The sequence below is a fragment of the Bradyrhizobium sp. JR3.5 genome (genome assembly GCF_054057015.1).
The window spans coordinates 507926-527552 of the sequence record NZ_JBSRYV010000001.1; the positions used below are offsets into that span (position 1 = coordinate 507926).

Sequence of the window (19627 nt, forward strand, 5' to 3'; positions counted from 1 at the left end):
CGCGCATCGGAATAAGAGCGGGAGGGCGGTGTACTCTAACTTCGCCATCGCGTGCGGGGAATCAAATGAGGAAACATCCTGGATTATCGCGCCGCGATTTGCTGAAGGGCACCTTCGCCGTGCTGACAGGGACCGCCCTTTCGACACGCGTGATGGCCGCCGCGCCAGCTGCGGAACCGGTTACGTCGACCTTGATCGAGGCGGCGAAGAAAGAGGGGCAGGTCGTCTATTACACCTCGACCGATTTGCCGGTCGCGGAGAAGCTGGCGAAGGCATTCGAGGCGAAATATGCTGGGATTACCGTGCGTGTCGAACGTACCGGCGCGGAGCGCGTGTTCCAGCGGGTGGGCCAGGAATACGCCAGCAACATTCACGCGGTCGACGTCGTCAATTCCTCCGACGCCGCGCATTTCATCGTGTGGAAGCGCGACGGCATTCTGGCGCCCTACGTGCCGGAGGAGGTCGCGAAATACTATCCGGACGAGCATCGCGATGCCGATGGGCAATTCGCAAGCTTCCGGGTCTGGCTTTCGATCATTGCCTACAACACCAATCTCGTGAAGGCCGAGGATGCGCCGAAGAGCTTCGCCGATCTGCTCGATCCGAAATGGAAGGGCAAGATCGTGAAGGCGCATCCCGGCTATAGCGGCACCATCATGACTGCGACCTATCAGTTGCAGCGCGACCTCGGCTGGAGCTTCTTCGAGCAGCTCGCAAAGCAGAACATCATGCAGGTGCAGTCCTCGACCGATCCACCGAAGAAGCTCGACCTCGGCGAGCGCGCGGTCATGGCCGACGGCAACGAGTACAACATCTTTCAGCTGAAGGAGATGGGCCGCCCGGTCGAGCCGGTCTACGCCACCGAAGGGTCACCGATCATTGTCGGTCCCAATGGGATCTTCAAGGACTGTCCGCATCCCAATGCGGCAAGGCTGTTTCAATCGTTCGCGCTCGGGCGTGAGGGGCAGCAGCTCAACGTCGAGATCGGCGGCCTCAGGTCCGTCCATGCGCTGGCCAAGGAGAAGGCCGGGCGCAAGCCGTTGAAGGACATCAAGACGATGAAGGACGACCCGGTGGCGGTGGAGAGGGAGGGGGAATCGATCAAGTCGCACTACACCCGTATCTTCCGCGTTTGACGGACGGAGCCGGCCGATAGCTGAGCATCTGGGCGTTTGCCGCATGCCTTATGCGCGGTTTTCGCCCGGACCGGGGCAATAATGCCCCTCGGCGGAGCGGATATTTGATGTTACCAATTTGGCATGAACCAGCATGCCAAGGTCGATATCCGCCATTCCACCTGTCCGCACGACTGCCCCTCGGCATGCGCGCTCGACGTCGAGGTGATCGAGGGACGCTCGATTGGCAGGGTGCGCGGCTCGAAACAGCAGACCTATACGGCCGGCGTGGTCTGCGCCAAGGTCGCGCGTTATGCCGAGCGGATCCACCACGCTGAACGGCTGATGCATCCGCTGCGCCGGACCGGCCCGAAGGGTTCCGGTCAGTTCGCGCGGATTTCGTGGGACGAGGCGCTGGACGAGATCGCGGCGCGATTCGACGCTGCCGAGCGGGAGTTCGGCGCCGAGTCGGTCTGGCCCTATTACTACGCCGGCACCATGGGGCTCGTGATGCGCGACGGCCTCAACCGCCTGTCGCATGTGAAGAAGTATTCGCGCTTCTACGGCACGATCTGCTCGACCATCGCGCGCATCGGCTTCGCTGCCGGAACCGGCAAGATCGCCGGCGTCGATCCGCGCGAGATGGGCGTCTCCGACCTCGTCGTGATCTGGGGCACCAATCCGGTGAACACCCAGGTCAACGTGATGACGCATGCAGCGCGCGCGCGGAAGGAGCGCGGCGCCAAGATTGCGGCGGTCGACGTTTACAACAACGAGACCATGAAGCAGGCCGACATCAAGATTCTGCTGCGGCCGGGAACCGATGGCGCCTTCGCCTGCGCCGTGATGCACGTGCTGTTCCGCGAGGGACTTGCCGATCGCGACTATCTCGCGCGCTATACCGATTGCCCGGACGAGCTGGAAGCGCATCTGAAGACGCGCACGCCGGAATGGGCGTCAGCGATCTCGGGCGTGCCGGTCGAGGAGATCGAGGCGTTCGCGCGGCTGGTCGGGACCACCAAGCGCTCGTTCTTCCGCCTTGGCTACGGGTTTACCCGCAGCCGCAACGGCGCCGCGCAGATGCATGCCGCGCTGTGCATTCCCGCGGTCACCGGTGCCTGGCAACATGAGGGCGGCGGCGCGTTCTTCAACAATGCGGGCATCTGGCGCTTCGATGAGTCGATCATCGAAGGCCACGACGCGATCGATCCCTCGACCCGGGTGCTCGATCAGTCGAAGATCGGCCGCATCCTGACCGGCGATGCCGAGGCGTTGCGCGGCGGCGGGCCGGTCAAGGCGATGCTGATCCAGAACACCAATCCGATGACGGTGGCGCCCGAGCAGGCGCTGGTGCGGCAGGGATTTGCCCGCGAGGATCTGTTCGTCGCGGTGCATGAGCAGTTCATGACCGAGACGGCGCAGATGGCCGACATCGTGCTGCCGGCGACGATGTTCATGGAGCACGACGACCTTTATTATGGTGGCGGTCACCAGCACATCTCGGTCGGCCCGAAGCTGATCGATCCGCCCGGCGAGTGCCGCTCCAATCACGAGGTGCTGCAGGAGCTTGGCCGCAGGCTCAATGCCGTGCATCCCGGTTTCGACATGACGCCGCGCCAGCTGATAGACGCAACTTTGAAGAAAAGCGGGCACGGCGATATCGAGACGCTGGAAGCCGATATCTGGCGCGATCTGCAGCCGGATTTCCGCACCTCGCATTATCTCGACGGCTTCGCCCATGCCGACAAGAAGTTCCACTTCAAGGTCGATTGGGGCAAGGTGCCGGTCGGGGCAGGCGGGCTGATGGGCGCCTGGGACAAGATGCCCTCGCTGCCCGACCACTGGACCATCATCGAGGAGGCGGACGCGCAGCATCCGTTCCGGCTCGCGACGTCGCCGTCGCGCAGCTTTCTCAACACCAGCTTCAACGAAACGCCGTCGTCGCAGGCCCGCGAGGGCGCGCCGACCGTGATGATCCACCCCGACGATGCGGCCGCGCTGTCGATCGCCGATGGGGAGGCCGTGACGCTCGGCAACACGCGTGGCGAGACCACGCTGACCGCAAGACTGTTTGATGGCGTTCGCCGCGGCGTGCTGATCGCCGAGTCGATCCATCCGAACAAGTCCCATATCGGCGGGTGCGGCATCAACATGCTGACCGGGGCGGAGGCCGTCGCACCGCTTGGTGGCGCCGCGTTTCACGACAACAAGGTCTGGATCAGGAAGGCGTCCGCTGCCGCTTAAATCCTGCTTGCAGTCGGCGCCGATCCTGCCGCAAATGTCGGCTGGCAATGGCACACAGGCAAGAAAACAGGCAGGAAACATGACCGACAACAGCGTTCTTCTCGAGAAGCGCGGGCAGGCGTTCTGGATCACCATCAACCGCCCGGACAAGCGCAACGCGCTCAATGCCGGTGTGATCGCGGGCATCGCCAGGGGCTATCGCGAGGCGCATGACGACAAGGATGTGCGCGTCATCGTGCTGACGGGCGCGGGCGACAAGGCGTTCTGCGCCGGCGCCGATCTGCAGAACAGCGGCGCGGCGTTCTCGATGGATTTCTCGCGTCCCAATGTCGACTACGCCGATTTGTTGCGGCTGTCGCAGAACGCGACCAAGCCCGCGATCGCGCGGGTCGGCGGCGTCTGCATGGCCGGCGGCATGGGCCTGCTGTGCATGACCGACATGGCGGTCGCCGGCGATCAGGTGATCTTCGGGCTGCCGGAGGTGAAGGTCGGCGTGTTTCCGATGCAGGTGCTCAGCCTGCTGCAATCGATCGCCCCCGCACGCCTCATCAACGAATGGGCGCTGACCGGCGAGCCCGTTCGATGCCAAGACCGCACAGGCCGCGGGTCTGCTCAACTACGTCGTTCCGGCAGCCGAGCTCGATGCCAAGGTCGACTGGCTGATCGGCCGCATCGTCGACAAGTCACCGACCGCGATCCGTCGCGGCAAATACGCCATGCGCGCGATTGCGTCGATGTCGTTCGACGAAAGTATCGCCTACACCGAGAGCCAGATCGCGCTGCTTGCGATGACCGAGGACGCCAAGGAAGGCCTCAAGGCCTTCGGCGAGAAGCGCAAGCCGACGTGGACCGGGCGCTAGGCGGTAGACCGATCGCAAGCTCTCCTTGACGCGAAAATCGCGTCAATTGCCTGGAACGAGGGGACCATGAGAAGGGAGGGCGGAGTCTGATGAAAGGGCCGTTCTCTCTCGTTCTTCTCGGCGCTTCTTTGCGGCCGCGATCAACTGCTTCCGCGTGCGTTTGGCATAGGTTGGGAGTTGTTGTCTCGAACGATGGCGGCCGGCGGTGCGTAGTTCAGCGTCCGTGAGATCGCTATCGGCACCTTCCGTGAACCCGCCGTGGCGAAACGATGTAAATGAGAGCTCGTGCCGAAGACCAGCTGCGATGACTATCTTTTTGACCACATGGCGAAGATAGCGAAGGTCCTTGCGCTCGGTCATCCACGGGATCAACGCGAGCGACTTGCGGTGGGCATGATCACGGCGGAACACCAATCCTGAAACGACAGAGCCTTTGATCGCATCAAGTTCTGCCATCAACTCGGGGAAGAGGGGGGCGCCCTTGTCGTCGAACAGAGGCCACCAGGCTTCCTCGTTATTCTTTGGATGCACAATCCGTACGCTGTTTGACCGCTCTTTCGGCCGATAGTGCGCGATTTCGAAAGCGCCGAATACATGCTCCTCGCGCTGCAGCCACTCCCACGCCAATAGCGCGGCAGTTCCAATTGAGTGATATCCGAGCCGTTTCGCAGTTCGCCTGAACGCGGCCAGTTCGTCCCAGCTTGCCGTGGGTGTCTCCCGCATGGGCTGCCCAGGCGCACGGGATTTTAGGCCCATCCGCGAAAATGGATTGACCAATGGTACCATTGTTTCTTGCGCGCGCTGACCAACAAACCAGGCGCGCCTGCAAGCAGTCATAGCTGCATTTGCGAAGCGTCGACGTTCGCGCTTGGCCGTGTTACCGTCCTTATCCTTGTATTGCACGACGAGAAGCTTCACGTAGACCGCGTCAACGAATGCTTTGGTGAAATCAGCGATCTGTTTGGAGCCGACGCGACTGCCGTCTTTTAGTTCGTGATTGGCGAAGAGTTGCAGACCCTGGCCGTATAAGCGCTGTGTCTTGTGATCGATGTCTCGCCATCGCTGGTGCGCCCGGAAAACGCCGACGAGCCAGTCAAAAGTGCCGATCGCAGGGGTGACCGGAAGCATGTCAGTCAGTCCTCCAGAGCGCCAGCTGTCAAAAGCGGGCAGCAGAGCGCTTTCAGCTCGCTCGACCGCCGACGCGAAGTCTCGTCCCAACGCTTCAGCATGTACGGGGCAGCCCTGCTTACGGGCCCACGTCGGCGGCTCGAAGAAGTAACCCGATCGACCATCCTTCAATGGCTTCGACCGAAAATAGCGAGGAGCCCTCGGCGCAGCATCGGGCGTATTCATACGAGAGAGGCCAAGTCTTCATTGTTGGATCCATTTGGTGCTGCTGCGTGTTGGATGCTGAAGTGATCGATGCTGGCTTTCGACCAGACTGGCTGTCGAGCCCGTCCAGTTCCGCGATAGGCGATTGGTGGCGGTGCTTCGCTGCGGCCGACAGCGCGCGCGAGTTCGCGCGTGTCTGCGAAACCCAGATAAGCAGCGGCCATGTCGGCAGGCATGAGTGCAGGCCAAGTGCCGATCGGTGGATAGCGGGCGGGAAGGGCGGCGCGGGGTGCCACGGACGTCAGCTCGCACGTCAATGCGACAACGGTCTACGCGCTGAAGCTAATGGAACGGCGTGATCCTTTGTGGTCCTTGCTGACATGCGCTCATACCCTCTGGTCCCCTCGTGCACACTCTCGAAGCACGAGGGAGCCGTGAGGTATAGTGGCGTCAGAAGCTGGTGCGGTAGTCGGCGGGCCCAGCGCGCAAATAAGTGCTGGGCGTCGATTGAGCAGGCATGCGGTGCCGATGGCGCAGCGATCGACGGTTCGCAAAACGTGCTGTTCAGGCTCGCAAGCGGCTGCGAAAGTTCCGCGGAGCTGAGCTGAACGGCAGTTCGTCGGCAAGAAGTCTGGCGCCCATCACGGAAAACGCCGCTCGGCGAGAGGCATGTGATTCTTGCGAATTGTCAGTTGCCATTCCGACAAGTGTGTCGCTCATCTCACGTCTGGACTACAATAGCCCTCTCCTTTGTCGGAATTGCGAAGCGCAGCCGGCAAGGCGGCCCCGTGAGCGCGGCGTTGATAAAGCAATTGCACCAGCCCAGGTGAGCGTCGCCCTAGCGGGCCGGGCTGTCGGCTGCGCTGAAACTCCGGCTTCGCCGGATTTTCCCCCTTTGGGCGTCCATCCCTGACGCGATCGGCGCGGTCAGTCGGAGACCGTGGCCCACGCATACGCGGGTGGAGGGACAGGCATGGAGAGTAAGAGTGCGGCCGTGGGAGGCCGTGACGGGTTGGAAGTTGCGAGAGAGGCTCGCGGCGCCCGTCGCGGAGACCCGCAATGTCCAAACACCCTTCCCGGACGCGCGCTAAGCAAGACCGGTTGAGCCTGTATGACGAAATTACCGATAAGATCATAGCCGAGCTGGAGGCTGGCCACGTACCCTGGGTTCAGCCATGGGAGAATGATACAGAAAAAGCAGTCGCGGTTATGCCGAGAAACGCCACGACGAATCGTCAGTACAGTGGCGTGAACGTCCTGATACTCTGGAGTACGGCCCGCGAGCGCGGGTTCTCAAGTCAGCGCTGGCTCACCTACCGTCAGGCGCTCGCGATCGGAAGTCACATCCTCAAGGGCGAACGTGGCACGACCATCGTTCACGCTGATCATTTCGTGCCGCGTGACGAAAAGCTGCGCGCGTACGAGACTGGTGAGGAGGCGCAAGCTGTTCCATTCTTGAAGCGCTTTACCGTCTTCAATGTCGACCAATGCGATGGTGCACTCCCCGCAGGAATGGCGACCGCTGCGCCACCGCAGCGACCCGACATGATTGAACCGACGGTTGAGGCCTTGATCAAGGCGACCGGTATCGATTTCCGTATCGGCGGCAACCGCGCATTCTATGCGCCGTCTGACGACTATGTCCAGGTGCCGCCGCCCGCGGCCTATTTCGAGCCGATCAATTGGCACCGCACCGCGCTTCACGAGCTTGGCCACGCGAGCGGTCATCCCTCGCGCCTCAACCGCGATCTTGGTGGCTGCTATGGTACGAAGAGATACGCATTCGAGGAATTGGTTGCGGAACTCTGCGCTGCATTCTGCTGCACGTCACTCGGCATCGTGCCGACCGTGCGCCACGCCGACTATATCAGCTCATGGCTCGAGATCCTGCGGGAGGATAACCGCGCAATTCTGCGTGCGGCATCGAAGGCGAGCAAAGCCGCCGACTTTTTGCTCGGGTTTCTTCCAAAGCAGTCCCTAGCCGTACCGGCCAACTCTGTCAGGGCCGACAGGAAACATGATCGGAATTTGGTGAGGCGCTCGAGAGAAAGAGGGCGGCGCGTGGCGCCATGACGGGTTGGAGGCCGAGGGAGAGGTCCTTCGGGCGCCCGTCATGGAGACCTCAAATGACAATGGCTGTCCAAACGATAGTGCTTTCACCCTCATGTAACGGTCCGGTTGCTCGGACGGGCAACGAGGAGGCGGCCTGATGCGGCCCGATGCGTCCGAACTGGCACGTCGCCTCGCGCGTGAGGCCGAGGCGGTGTGTCGACACTATCTCTCCAACGGCGGTCGGCAGGGTCGGTATTGGGTCGTCGGGGACTGCAGAAATGCACCCGGCCGCTCGCTGTTCGTCCGGTTGAACCAATCGCCCAAGAGGCCCGCCGGCAAATGGACGGATGCTGCAACCGGAGAGCATGGCGATCTTCTCGACATTATCAAGACCAGCTGTGGGCTGGTCGATTTCCGCGACGTCGTCGAGGAGGCGCGGCGATTCCTGAACATGCCACGACCCGATCCACGACCGGTGGTTGCCGGCCGTCTGCTGCGGCAAGGCGGATCTGTAGAGGCCGCACGTCGGCTCTTTGCCATGTCACAGCCGATCGGTCGGACTGTCGCCCAAATCTATCTGCGGCAACGCGGCATTAATTCCATCCACGATGACGGCGCGCTACGCTTCCACGCGCTTTGCTACTACCGGCCCAACGTAGACTCGCCGCCCCTGTTCTGGCCGGCAATGATCGCTCGCGTGACCGATCTCAAGGGGAAGTTTACCGGCGTACACCGGACCTGGCTTCATCCGTCGGGATATGGGAAGGCGCCGGTCGAAACACCGCGGCGTGCAATGGGCGATCTCCTCGGTAACGCAGTGCGTTTCGGGTCAGTTGACGACGTGCTGGTGGCAGGCGAGGGCATCGAGACCATGCTGTCGCTTCGTTACGTGTTGCGGAGCATGCCGATGGTAGCAGCCCTTTCGGCCAACCACCTCGCAGCTCTACTGCTCCCTGCGTCGCTGCGCAGGCTCTACATCGCGCGCGATGCGGACGCGGCTGGAATGGCGGCAGCGATAACCTTGACGAGCCGCGCTGAGGCTGCCGGCATCGAGGCCTGCACTCTGTCGCCCAAGTTCGAGGACTTCAACGCTGACCTCTGCAAGTTGGACGCCGAATTATTCCGAGCGGCGCTACGTGAACAGCTCGCTCCTCGGGACATCGTCCGGTTCCTGCCATGAATGAGCCGCGATCGATTCGGGATAGCGGCGATCTCTCGATCACGGATCGTCGCGGTTGGCCGATGCGAGGTCACCTGTGCCAGACGGGGCCGCGCCACGGCCTTCTAGAGGGCGATCGGACGGCAGGTGGACCGGGCCTACAATGGCTGCGCCCGGCTATTTTCCGCCGGCCCTGCGGGCCTTTGCATCGCGAAGCAAAATAGCCGGCCTTCGCCATCCTCCGCTCCGCTTCGGCCCGTCGGCTTGCGCCTTTGGGTTCTGGTCCGCTCCGCCTGCCGTCTTCTGATCGCCACGAAGACCGCGATGGGCGCGGCCGATCCAGCAAAAGGAGCCTCACCATGACGACCGACCGTGACGATACCGAGTTCGAACCGCAGCATGCCTCATCACCAACGGATCACCTGCTCCGCGAGCTTCAGCTCTACGGCCACCGTCCTTTCGAGGACGAGCTCGATCCCAGACCGCTTCCCGACGGCAACGCAATCGCGGGCGCCATTGCCGACATGTTTGACGCCTTGGTCGCGACCTTGGGCGACACCCGGCTCGAACCCGACCTGGAGAACCTGCTCTGGTCGACCGTCAATCTATTCCACCGTGCCACGGGCCGCATCGAGCGAGAGCTCGACGACAATGAGCAAGCGCAACAGAGGAGCCAGCGAGAGCAGAATGGATCGGAGGTGCGATCGGTTGAACTCGAGCGGCTTACGGCCGAAGGCGTCACACTCATAGAGCGCCGCAATGCCATGGAGCTTTTCCGTGAACTGGCCACGGATCAATTCGAACTTCACACCGGCTCGCCCTGGCGTCCCCGTGCCGGGTCGCTGGTCAATCATCGTACGCTCACGTCAGCGATGATCGATAGCCGCGACTTCCTGGCTGCCAAGCAGCGGGCAGAAACCGAGACGATGTTGCCGTCGGGATCCAGGATCGCGTTTACCGGAGGCGTCGATTTCAACGATTACCACCTGATCTGGGATCGGCTCGACAAGGTCCATGCCAAGTACCCGGACATGGTCTTGTTGCACGGCGGATCTCCGAAAGGCGCCGAACTGATCGCCGCAAAATGGGCCACCGACCGCAAGGTGGCTCAGATCGCATTCAAGCCCGACTGGACCAAGCATGCCAAGGCGGCTCCGTTCAAACGCAATCGACGCGATGCTCGCACTACTGCCAATCGGGGTCATGCACTTTCCTGGCTCCGGAATACAAGATAACCTTGCCGACAAGGCCCGGAAGTTCGGCATTCCCGTCTGGAAATTCGGCGGCGCGTAAGCGCCGCTTCATGCGCACCTCTTCATCAAAAGCCGGCGCTCTGAATAGTGAACGTCTCGCCGGGGGTACTCGGGCCAGGGCCCGCCGTCATCTGCGATGCCGGCGTCGCTATCACTGCCTCTGTCCCGGGTACCCTCTTGACCGGTCTCGACGTCCGCGGGTTCACTTCGCTGCGCTCCGTCTGACACGCTATTTCAGTTGAAGGCGATGCGCTTCGCGCCCGCCTTGCCTTCCCGGCAACAGGTGCGTTTTGGAGCTATAGCAATCGGCACCACGGCTTGAATTTCAGATGACCACCCTTGCCGGGCCCGCAAGATCGATCGGGGCCGTATCGGGCGAACCTTAGTCGGCTGTCTCTGCCAATGCGCCGTGGGGATGAGCCTGCCCGTCGATCGAAATTGCTCGCAATCGAGGCGTTGATCGGGCCGCGGGATAGACCGCCGGGTAACTTGGCCAAGGCCGAGCGCTTGATCCCTGACCTCTCTCACCTTGCTCGCACGACCAACGCAGCACACGGGCATCTCATCGCAAATGCGCTAGGCGATCAATTACGCCTATTCCTTCGCGTCTGTTTCCGTTTCTTCACCTGAACGCAGCGATATCTTGTGCAGTACAGCCGAGGTTGGCCAACACTTCTCCGAAGGATGCCGTTCGATGACGGACCACCTGGCCTCTTGATGGCTTGATCTGGCCCAAGAGCGGCTGCGCCTCGATCGCCTCAACGCAACGCCGCGGGGCGACTTTCTTCCCCTGGGCTAACGCCCATTCCTCGCGAGGCAAGAAAGTCTCCCCACTGGCGTCCTCCGCTGCGCTCCGGCCCGCAGGCGGGTGCGTCGTCGATCGTCTTTGGCCTGTAGATCGCCATCGAGGCCGCGATGGTCGCGCCTCGAAACATCAAGGAGAAGTGACATGGCTAACATCGGTTATTTCAAGAAAGTCGGCCGCGAGTTGCAGGGCGAGATCGTCACCCTGAGCCTCCAGACCAGGGGCGTCAGGATCGTAGCCGAGACCAACCGATCCAACGACAATGCCCCGAGCCATCGCATCTTCGTCGGCCGCGCAGAGATCGGTGCCGCCTGGTCGAAGCGCTCCGAGGAGGGCCGCGACTACCTCTCGCTCAAGCTCGACGATCCCTCGCTCAACGCGCCGATCTACGCGAACCTGTTCGAAGACGAGGAAGGTGACGGCTTCACCCTCATCTGGTCGCGGCTGCGCAAGAACGGCGACTGAGGTTCGACCACTAAAAAGAGCCCCGTCCGGTCCGCCGGGCGGGGCTCTTCGCATCAGCAGGCAAGCCATCGCCGGCCAAGCCGCGATCAAGGCATTGAACTAGGGCTCGAGGCACGAGCGACGAAGCATCTGAACAGGGCCATTGATTTCATGTGCCTGTCCGCGCGGTTCTCGAAGATGAAGGTGTTCCGCGCCGGTCCGTGTCAGCAATGCGTCCGAGATCGACCACGCACCGTAGGCCGTGGCGGGCGGCTGCAGCACTTTCTGAATTCCTGGGATCTCCGATCCCTGAGACTTCCAGATCGGCGGTGGTGCAAGGTAAATGGACTCACTGGCGGGCTCAAAAGCAGTGGAGGGTTGTCCTCCTTTATAGCGTCAGCGCTCGTTTGAGATCGTCGTGCTCGAAAGCACTGGCCATGCGGTTGATCTCGGCCGAGCGGGCGCCGACCGCCCTGGCCGTGTCGCGCCAGGTCGCCGTCACGGTCGCGACTTCTTTGATAATCGTGCGAGCCTGCAGCAACGTGAGCGCGAAATATCCGGACGCCGCTTCCAGCAGGTCGAGTGAACAGGTGCCCTCGTCGAGATCGATGTTCGTCGTCAGCACCCGGGCCTTGAGATCAATTGGAACGGGATTGAGATCATATGCAGGCGAGAGAGACCAACCCGCCTTTCCAAGCCACAGGAAGCCGTGATTGCGGAGGTGGTCGTCGACATTGGAAATCAGCACGTTGAAGGCGACACGCCGATAGAGGGCATGGGCGTCTGTTCTTGCCTGAGCGCCGTGTTGGGCGAGGGCATCGACGATCTCCGGATAGCTGCCCTGCTCGCCGTCCTTGGCGCCCATCATCGCCATCGCCGACAGGAATGGGAGGCGGATCGCACCATTGCGGTCGAAGCGTCGCGATAACATGACCGGCTTGCCGGCGATGTCGATCAGCTCGTGCTGAGGAATGGCGATACCTGCCTTGCCGGCCAGCCGAAGAGCGATCTCTTCCCAAGTCTCCATGCTATAGTCGTCGGTCTCCTTTGGGAATTTGGCGATGGAGAGGTGACCATGCTGGTCGATGACCGACGCCTTCGGACGTGCGCCGCCGAGGGAGGTGCCGGGGGCAAAGATGAGTTGGAGGTCCTCATCCGTTTCCTCATCCCGGAGAATCCGCTCGGTGATTTGGAGCAACCGGCCAAGTTCGATCAGGGCAGGAACGCCGGCGCGAATTGGTTTCTGGAAAACCTCGTCGCCGGCCCAGCGGAAGCGGAGCGCGCCAAGCCGTGTTTCGTCGGCTACGCCGAGCACTACGCGCCTTATGGAGACGGTCTTCTGTCACGGATCAGCAACTTCATCCCGTGGATACTGCCCTCTCTGTTGCCGTACTTCGAGAGGAAGGGTGTCGCGGGCAAACAGCGCTATCTGGCGAGAACTCAGCCATGACCCTCATTGACAGTGTTGGAGAAGCGCCCTGACGGCGTAACGATCTTCAAGAGCTGGACCTGCGTTGGATGGAGCCGGCGAAGCTCGAAGGAAGGCGGCATCCTCAACCCTCAATCGAAAACGAATCTTTGCCCAACGAGCGGAAGGCACGTTCCGCTCGATGGAGAGGTTGTGCCTTGGCGGCAAGGTTCAAAGGGGACTTCAAGTCAGAGACCATAAGACGGAGGGGAAATCATGACGACTTCAGCGCAGACTGTCTTGAGCGCGGTAGGGAATGAGCACATTGCGGATCCAGTTCGAGAACCACCCAGGATAGCGGCGATTGAAACGAAGGATGGGGTCGGCGACGCCACTGAGAGTGGCGCGCTGGCAAGCTGGCGGCAGACGTTCTGTGTGGTGGCGGCAGCTGTCATGTTCACGGGAAGCGCTATCGCGGCGGACCTTGTTGTGAAGGCGCCTGCGGTAACGCATCCTGCGCAAGCTTCCGCATATGATTGGACCGGTTTCTACGTCGGCGGCCATATGGCTTATGCGTGGGGCAATTCGGACTGGTCCGCCGGTGCCCCCGGGGCACCGGGAGCAATCATCGACTCCGGTTCGGTCGGTCTCGAAAATTCGGTCAACGCCTTTAATCAGTCGGGAAGTTGGCTCTTGGGTTTGCAAGCCGGCTACAACTACATGCTGCAGAATCGGATCGTTATCGGCGTCGAGGCCGATGGCCAGTGCCTCGGCATTCCCGTACCCCGGTACTGGCCTCTCGATCGGTGGCGGCGCCCTCGCAACAAACAGCCAGGCATTCTATACCAATAACATCTATGCTTCCGGCACTGTGCGCGGCCGGATCGGCTATGCGCCCGGGAACTGGCTGTTTTACGCGACCGGTGGACTTGCGTGGACGACGGAGCAGTTCTCGCTCACTCAACTGGCAACCGACTCCCACTTTGCATCGCGGCTAGGTTGGGCGGCGGGCGTCGGGGTTGAAGCCCCACTCATCCCGAATTGGACTGCACGGGTCGAATATCTCTACACAAGTTATGGCAATAGCAGCACAACTTTCCCGTCCACGGGCCAGCAGTTTAACTCCAATCTTTCCGAGCAAATGGTGCGCCTGGGCCTGAACTTCCAGTTCGGCGAGGCCAAGACAGTCGCGGAGAAGAATGCGCCGAAGTCATTTGCAGGTATTGATCCGGACCGCATCAATATTCATGGCGAGTTCACCGGAATCTGGCAAGGCTACCCGGCGTTTCGGTCACCTTACGAGGGGCCGCGAAGCCTTTCCGGTGGCGGGCAGGGCCGCGAGACCACGGAGGCCGGGCTGTATTTGGGCCTCAAGCTGTGGCAGAGCGCCGAGCTCTGGTTCAATCCAGAGATCGATCAGGGCTTTGGCGTTGGTAACACGCTCGGTGTTGCCGGCTATCCAAGCGTCGGTGCATTCAAGCTCGGCCTCGCGCAACCCTACGCCAGAGTGCAACACTTCTTCCTGCGGCAGACGATCAATCTCGGAGGTGTCAGCGAGAGCGTGCCGGAAGGCTTTATGAACTTCGCGGGAACACAGAGCTCAGACCGCGTGGTGCTGACGGTCGGCAGGTTTTCGGCTCCTGAGATCTTCGACACGAACAAATATCTTCCGCTCAAATCTGGATTCCTCAACTGGTCATTTCTGATCGCTCTCCCTTACGATTTTGGAGGCGATGCGTGGACACCCACCTACGGTGCCGCCCCTGCTGAATGGTACGTGGACCGCTTTGCGGTCCGAGTGGGCGCATTCGACCTGTCGAAGACACCGCAAGGCGGGCTGGGTTTCCTGGGGTACAGTCTCGATCCGACATTTAGCCAGTTCAACCTCGTCGGCGAAGTCGAGGAAAGGCATGAACTGTGGGGGCAGCCAGGCAAGCTCAAGTTCCTGGCCTATATCAATCGAGGCAACATGGCCGCTTACTCCGATGCGATCGCCTGGGGCGCGGCGAACGGCATGCCTCCTGTGCTCGATGCAGTACGCCAGTATCAAACCAAGCCAGGCTTCGTCATCAACCTTGAGCAGCAGATCACACCGGATCTGGGCTTCCTTGCGCAGGTTGGTTGGATGAATGGCCGATACGAGCCTTTTGATACATCGGACGTTGACCGCACCGTGTTGGCGGGCTTTTCGATCTCGGGCAACCTGTGGGGCAGGCCCTATGACACGATCGGGGTTGCAGGGGCTGTCAACGGCATTTCAAAAGTCCACCAGGCATTCTTGAATGCCGGAGGCCAGGGAACCTTGCTCGGTGATGGCCAGTTGTCGTACCCAAGCACAGAGCACATCTTCGAAACCTATTACAGTTGCACACTGTCTGAATCTTCAAATCTCACCTTCGACTATCAGTTTATCGAAAACCCCGCCTACAACACGGATCGTGGGCCGGTGAATCTCTTCGCCACCCGCTACATTTGGCACTTCTAGAGGCAGACGGATGCAAAGAAGCGCCTGTGTTGTCGAGTGGCGCCGTGCTTATTCCGCCAGAGCTGATCGATGCCGTCGTGGAGCGACATCAATCGCACATTGCGTGGCTGAGGCGCTGCGCCGCCACCTGTTGCCCTGATCCATTTCCGTCCGACGTGGATCCGATCTGCGCCGGCAGGTCGATTGATTTTAGTGCGAAAAGAGGTCGGCCTAAATTTGCTCAAACTTCCTTACCTTCCGAAGCGGCCTGCAAATAAGTACAGGCGCAGCCGGCGGCCGGTTTTCCCGAACCGGACGTTGTTTGGGATGATAGAAGCAACAGGGCAGGTAATTTTCACTTCGTATTTTTTCAGCCCTAGCAACGACGACCGCTGCTTCTCGGCGGACAGCGGTTGGGCGATCGAACTCGGCCCCAGCATGATCCGGATGCTGGGCCGTTTTGCTTATGCCTTAAAGACGCGCTTCCAGTCGGTGTAATCATAGATCCCCGACCAATGATGGACGGGCTTGCCGCAAGTTAGGCAGCTAAAGAGGCCTGAGGCAGGAGTGGAGCTTCGCTCCTGCGAGGCAGAATAAATAGTGCCGCAGCCGCGGCACGAAAAATAGACCTTGAATCTCCCTTCGACTGTCCGAAACTGCTCTTGGCTCATATACCGTAGGTCCGCAGAAGTATGGGTTAGGGAAAAAGTGGAGGCAAAAACAATCCGCGTTAATGATGTGATACCGCCATCCTGGATCGGCTCAAACGCCCGCGCGTGCTCGCTGTTGAGAATCTCGAAGGAAGAAAGTGTGTCGTCCTCGACACGTTACGATAGTTCCGCAGAGCATGGAACGTGTTTAGGCTTCACTGCGCTGCGAATTCGTTGTTTAACAACGATGGACCTTCGGCGGCGGTTTTATTTCCAAGACGTTCATTTGAGATCGGGTCCAAGAGGTCGCTGTCCAGCGCCAGCGGCCTCTTCGTTTTGCTTCATCGAATTGCAAAGGAAGCGTCCAATGCCGATACAGGTGTGGGCCGTTGCCGCTTCGATCGGCTGGACGGCCGTGGTTGGCACAATGCTACTCTATATGATTTTCGGACCCAACTAATTTCGCCATGCCGCGATGGTCACCGCTCTCCCGGCCACCAGGTCGACGGCGGGTTCATGGCGGAAATCTTACTTGTCCGAAGCGCCACCAGGTGGCTGCGCTTGAAGGGATGACCTTGCTGGTGCGAGTATTCCTTGCATCGCATGGACCGCTCGAGTTCGTGAACCGGCGTCCACTTCGGGCGCCGCACAACGTCGAGCGCGACGGTCTGATGCGTCTCGCAGCCAAGGCACTTCACCTCAAGATAGCGATAGCCGGCGTTGAGGGCGTCACCGAGCGCGGGGGACGGCTGCGCTGGTCCCTGGAAGGCGAGCATGCGGGCGTTCCACGCCTGGCAAGCGAGCCCATCGGCATCACGGCGAGCCTCGGCAGCACGCTCGGCCAGATGCCTGACCGTCGACCCGAACATGTACTCGCGAGACTTGGATCCCATCCCCCATGAATCGCGCCAATCTGCAGGGGCAGGAAGTCGCTAGGGCTATCGGGCAGCCCGCACTCGCCTACAACGACTTGGTCAATGGCGCCGGCTATGACGGTGGGGCGGAGGGGGAGGTGCATCAGAGAGATATAGGGCGCGCACCTGCGTGTTTTCGTTGCTTAGTGGCCGAGACAACTCATACGAAAAACCCCAGCGAGGCGGAGCGATTGGTCCTATGCGGTGGGGCGTGACCGTGCCACGGCGTCAGTGGTCGAAGGGGGCGTCAGGCCGATATTCCACTCTCTCCAATGGGTCGGATGAACCAGCACGGGTCGGTTTGAATTGGCCTTGACCATCCGCCTAGAACTCGGCGACAGGGGAATATGAGCGCGTGGAGGCCGTCCGAGTCGATTACGGCCAATTCCAAAACGCGTTTGAAGGGCGCAGTTTCAATATTGTGCTAGATCAGAGAGTAAGCCATCGGCGGCAGAGGAAATTGACGACGATCAATCCGCAGCCATAGCGGTGTCGCTAGTCATCAACACGGTTGCGGCCAGGAGTCCGGTGGAAAGGTTCACGGCCATCTCTAATGTTCCGCCCCTGATCGCTTGATGACACGCCCGCAGTCACAGAAAACTACTGCTTCTTCTGCGGCTGGCGCAGCTCACCGTGACTGGCAGCGTCAGCTGAACTCGGAGCAACAGCCTCAGGCCTGCATCGTGTCGCCGGTGGCGTGCCACACACGCGGCCCATCTCAGCCCAGCCGACGCATTTGCCATTTGGACCACGATAACCAGGGCCTCCTCGTTCTCCGCACTCTGCGATAGCCGGTCCCGCAAAAGAAAGCAGTATGGCAATGGCGATCAAGGACCAAGGACGGCATGGCGTTCATGCGCGCGTCTAGGTCGGCCCGGGTGGCGGCTTATTCTGAAATTGGATGTTGCACTTCTTGGCGATCGAGGCCTGGGTGATGCTGCGGTGAACGGTCATTCCAAAAGACGGTCGAGGAAATGCAAATTCTCGCGCACGAACGCCGGCCGCAGATGAGACTGATCCGAAAATTTGGGCTCCCCGGCGCCGAATAGCGGCGAGCACTCCGAGCCCGTACCGCAGATATCTGGGAACGGATCGAGCGTCACGGCCCCGGTGCGCGCCCCGATCGCATTTAGTCGCGCGTCAGTGTCCGCCAGCACCACCCGCAATTCAGACACACTAACCATAGCGTCAACGCTCGGCGAAACCCGGAATCCGCCGATGCTACGCGCAACCATGTTTCGAGGGTCGAAGAGCGCGCCGGACGGCAACCCGAGAACCAAATAAACGACAGCTCCCTCGGACCTCAACAGACTCACGAACCGCTCAAGACTCGCGTAAAAGGCGTCCTGTCCCTCGGGCGTTGTCAGTGGGAGCCGCTTTCCATCGCGCTCGATATACATTCCTTGGGCGCTATAGCCTGACCACGCCGCGCCGAGCACGACGGAAGCGACCTTTTCCCTGCGCACCAGATCAAGCAGTTTGCCCGTCAGATCGCCACATCCGGAAAACTTGTCCTCTTGGATCACACCAGGCACCGGCGGGCAGCGCGGTCCAGTGACGAAAAAAGCAGTTGCCGCCAGCCGCCCGTCATCAGAGAGCTGTTGCGCACGCGGTCCAAAATGAAACAGCAGACTATCGCCGCCGAATGCCACCTTTCGCTCCCCGCTTCCTAGACGCGCAATCAACGTCCAGTCGTGTTCCGTTAACGCCATGCCAGCGGTTGGCTTAAAATCAGCATCGAGCCGCGCGGCGCCGATCTTCTGGATATCGACACCGGGCAAGCGCGCGAAGCGTTCCGGGAAGCCCTTCCCGGCCCAGACGACCGCGCCGCAGATCCCCACCAGCGCCAGAACAGTAGCGGGCAGCACGGTGTTGCGCCGGCGTACTGCTCCGAAGCGCACAGGGCATTCAACAAACCGGTACGTCAGCCACGCAAGAACAACGCTCGCGACCACGATCGCGAGCCCCATCAACGGCGTCGGCGGTTTTCCCAGGCGGACAATGTAGGCATAGGAGATTAGCGGCCAATGCCAAAGATAGAGCGGGTAACTGATGAGCCCTACGGCCACAAAGGCACGGCTGGAAAGAACAGTTCGATTTAAGGGCGCATTGGGCCCGGCAAAGATCAGCGCGGTCGCGCCGGCGACGGGCAACAACGCATACCATCCAGGAAAGCGCAGTCCAGGCGTAAAAAGAACCACGGAGCACAACAGCGCGGCCGCACCTGCAAACGACCCAATGAATCGAGCGCGCAGGGTCTGAGCGCTTCGGCCAAACAGCGCCAGGCCGCCGCCCGCCATCAGCTCCCAAAACCGAGAGATCGGCAGATAGAAATCATCCGAGAGGTTGATGGTGGACAGCACGATGTTGACCGCAAACGAGATAACGAACAGGACCGCGAATAGCCGCGCGATGTTCGCCTTGATGCGGAAGGCGCCCCACAGCAGCATGGGCCAAAGAATATAGAACTGCTCTTCGATCCCGAGCGACCAGAGATGCAAAAGCGGCTTGTAGATCGCGGCGGTATCGAAATAGCCAGCCTCTAACCAAAGAGCGATATTGGAGAGGAAGCCGGCGCCGAAAAAGACATGCTTGCCGAGTTGTGCCAATTCCGAGGGAGTAAGCGCGACAGACCCATAGGCCAACGTTACGACCAGGCACGCGGCTAGGGCAGGGAATATCCGGCGGGCGCGCCGGCCGTAGAAGCCGATGAACGAAAACCGATGTTCGGTCATATCGCTAATCAAAATTGACGATATGAGAAATCCAGAAATAACGAAAAACACATCCACGCCGACAAAGCCCCCCGGCATGGCGGCCGGAAAGGCGTGGTAAAACACCACCGTAGCGACAGCAAAAGCGCGCAGCCCATCAATGTCCGCGCGATACGTCGTAATATTCCGAAACATTCCTAGAGCGCTAACGGT

The 19627-nt window shown here is 60.9% G+C and carries 11 protein-coding genes and 3 pseudogenes; 9 read left to right on the top strand and 5 right to left on the bottom strand.

Annotated elements, in window-relative coordinates; all coding sequences use genetic code 11:
• Positions 1–65: 65 nt before the first annotated feature.
• From ACVWW1_RS02530 to ACVWW1_RS02540, 3 genes and pseudogenes are all read left to right on the top strand, one after another.
• Complete coding sequence (locus ACVWW1_RS02530) at positions 66–1136, top strand: ABC transporter substrate-binding protein (protein ID WP_456654726.1); 1071 nt, start codon at positions 66–68, stop codon at positions 1134–1136.
• A 123-nt stretch (positions 1137–1259) separates the two neighbouring features.
• The gene (locus ACVWW1_RS02535) at positions 1260–3359 is read left to right on the top strand and encodes a molybdopterin oxidoreductase family protein (RefSeq protein ID WP_456654727.1); all 2100 of its coding nucleotides are present in this window, start codon (positions 1260–1262) and stop codon (positions 3357–3359) included.
• A gap of 79 nt (positions 3360–3438) precedes the next feature.
• Positions 3439–4219: pseudogene (locus ACVWW1_RS02540) on the top strand (enoyl-CoA hydratase/isomerase family protein).
• Positions 4220–4261: 42 nt separating this feature from the next.
• Here the strand turns inward: ACVWW1_RS02540 and ACVWW1_RS02545 are convergent.
• Positions 4262–5347: a hypothetical protein gene (locus ACVWW1_RS02545; protein WP_456654728.1), complete on the bottom strand. Its 1086-nt coding sequence runs from the start codon at positions 5345–5347 to the stop codon at positions 4262–4264.
• 1263 nt (positions 5348–6610) lie between these two features.
• On the opposite strand from ACVWW1_RS02545, the gene ACVWW1_RS02550 reads away from it, so the two are divergent.
• The 4 genes and pseudogenes from ACVWW1_RS02550 (at position 6611) to ACVWW1_RS02565 (ending at position 11285) form a co-directional block, all read left to right on the top strand.
• Entirely contained in the window at positions 6611–7624 is a 1014-nt protein-coding gene (locus tag ACVWW1_RS02550; protein WP_456654729.1) for an ArdC family protein, read from the top strand.
• Between the two features lie 136 nt (positions 7625–7760).
• Entirely contained in the window at positions 7761–8783 is a 1023-nt protein-coding gene (locus tag ACVWW1_RS02555) for a DUF7146 domain-containing protein (protein ID WP_456654730.1), read from the top strand.
• Between the two features lie 338 nt (positions 8784–9121).
• Positions 9122–10055 (top strand): annotated as a pseudogene (locus ACVWW1_RS02560) (DUF2493 domain-containing protein).
• Between the two features lie 909 nt (positions 10056–10964).
• Positions 10965–11285 (top strand): DUF736 domain-containing protein, encoded by a 321-nt coding sequence (locus ACVWW1_RS02565; RefSeq protein WP_456654731.1) that lies wholly within the window; start codon positions 10965–10967, stop codon positions 11283–11285.
• Between the two features lie 367 nt (positions 11286–11652).
• Here ACVWW1_RS02565 and ACVWW1_RS02570 read toward each other — a convergent pair.
• A pseudogene (locus ACVWW1_RS02570) lies at positions 11653–12579 on the bottom strand (type II toxin-antitoxin system HipA family toxin); the annotation flags it as partial.
• 369 nt (positions 12580–12948) lie between these two features.
• On the opposite strand from ACVWW1_RS02570, the gene ACVWW1_RS02575 reads away from it, so the two are divergent.
• Together ACVWW1_RS02575 and ACVWW1_RS02580 are read left to right on the top strand one after the other, a co-directional pair.
• Positions 12949–13524: a hypothetical protein gene (locus ACVWW1_RS02575; RefSeq protein WP_456654732.1), complete on the top strand. Its 576-nt coding sequence runs from the start codon at positions 12949–12951 to the stop codon at positions 13522–13524.
• On the top strand, positions 13430–15157 hold the full coding sequence (locus ACVWW1_RS02580) for a carbohydrate porin (protein WP_456654733.1): 1728 nt from the start codon (positions 13430–13432) through the stop codon (positions 15155–15157). Before ACVWW1_RS02575 ends, ACVWW1_RS02580 begins: the two co-directional genes overlap by 95 nt.
• A 230-nt stretch (positions 15158–15387) precedes the next feature.
• Here the strand turns inward: ACVWW1_RS02580 and ACVWW1_RS02585 are convergent, their stop codons facing one another.
• The 3 genes from ACVWW1_RS02585 to ACVWW1_RS02595 all read right to left on the bottom strand — a co-directional run bounded on the left by ACVWW1_RS02585 (position 15388) and on the right by ACVWW1_RS02595 (position 19609).
• Entirely contained in the window at positions 15388–15576 is a 189-nt protein-coding gene (locus ACVWW1_RS02585) for a hypothetical protein (protein WP_456654734.1), read from the bottom strand.
• A gap of 689 nt (positions 15577–16265) precedes the next feature.
• Positions 16266–16679 carry a hypothetical protein gene (locus ACVWW1_RS02590; RefSeq protein ID WP_456654735.1) on the bottom strand — a complete coding sequence of 138 codons (414 nt, stop codon included), beginning with the start codon at positions 16677–16679 and terminating at the stop codon, positions 16266–16268.
• Between the two features lie 971 nt (positions 16680–17650).
• Entirely contained in the window at positions 17651–19609 is a 1959-nt protein-coding gene (locus tag ACVWW1_RS02595; RefSeq protein ID WP_456654736.1) for an acyltransferase family protein, read from the bottom strand.
• Between the last annotated feature and the right edge of the window lie 18 nt (positions 19610–19627).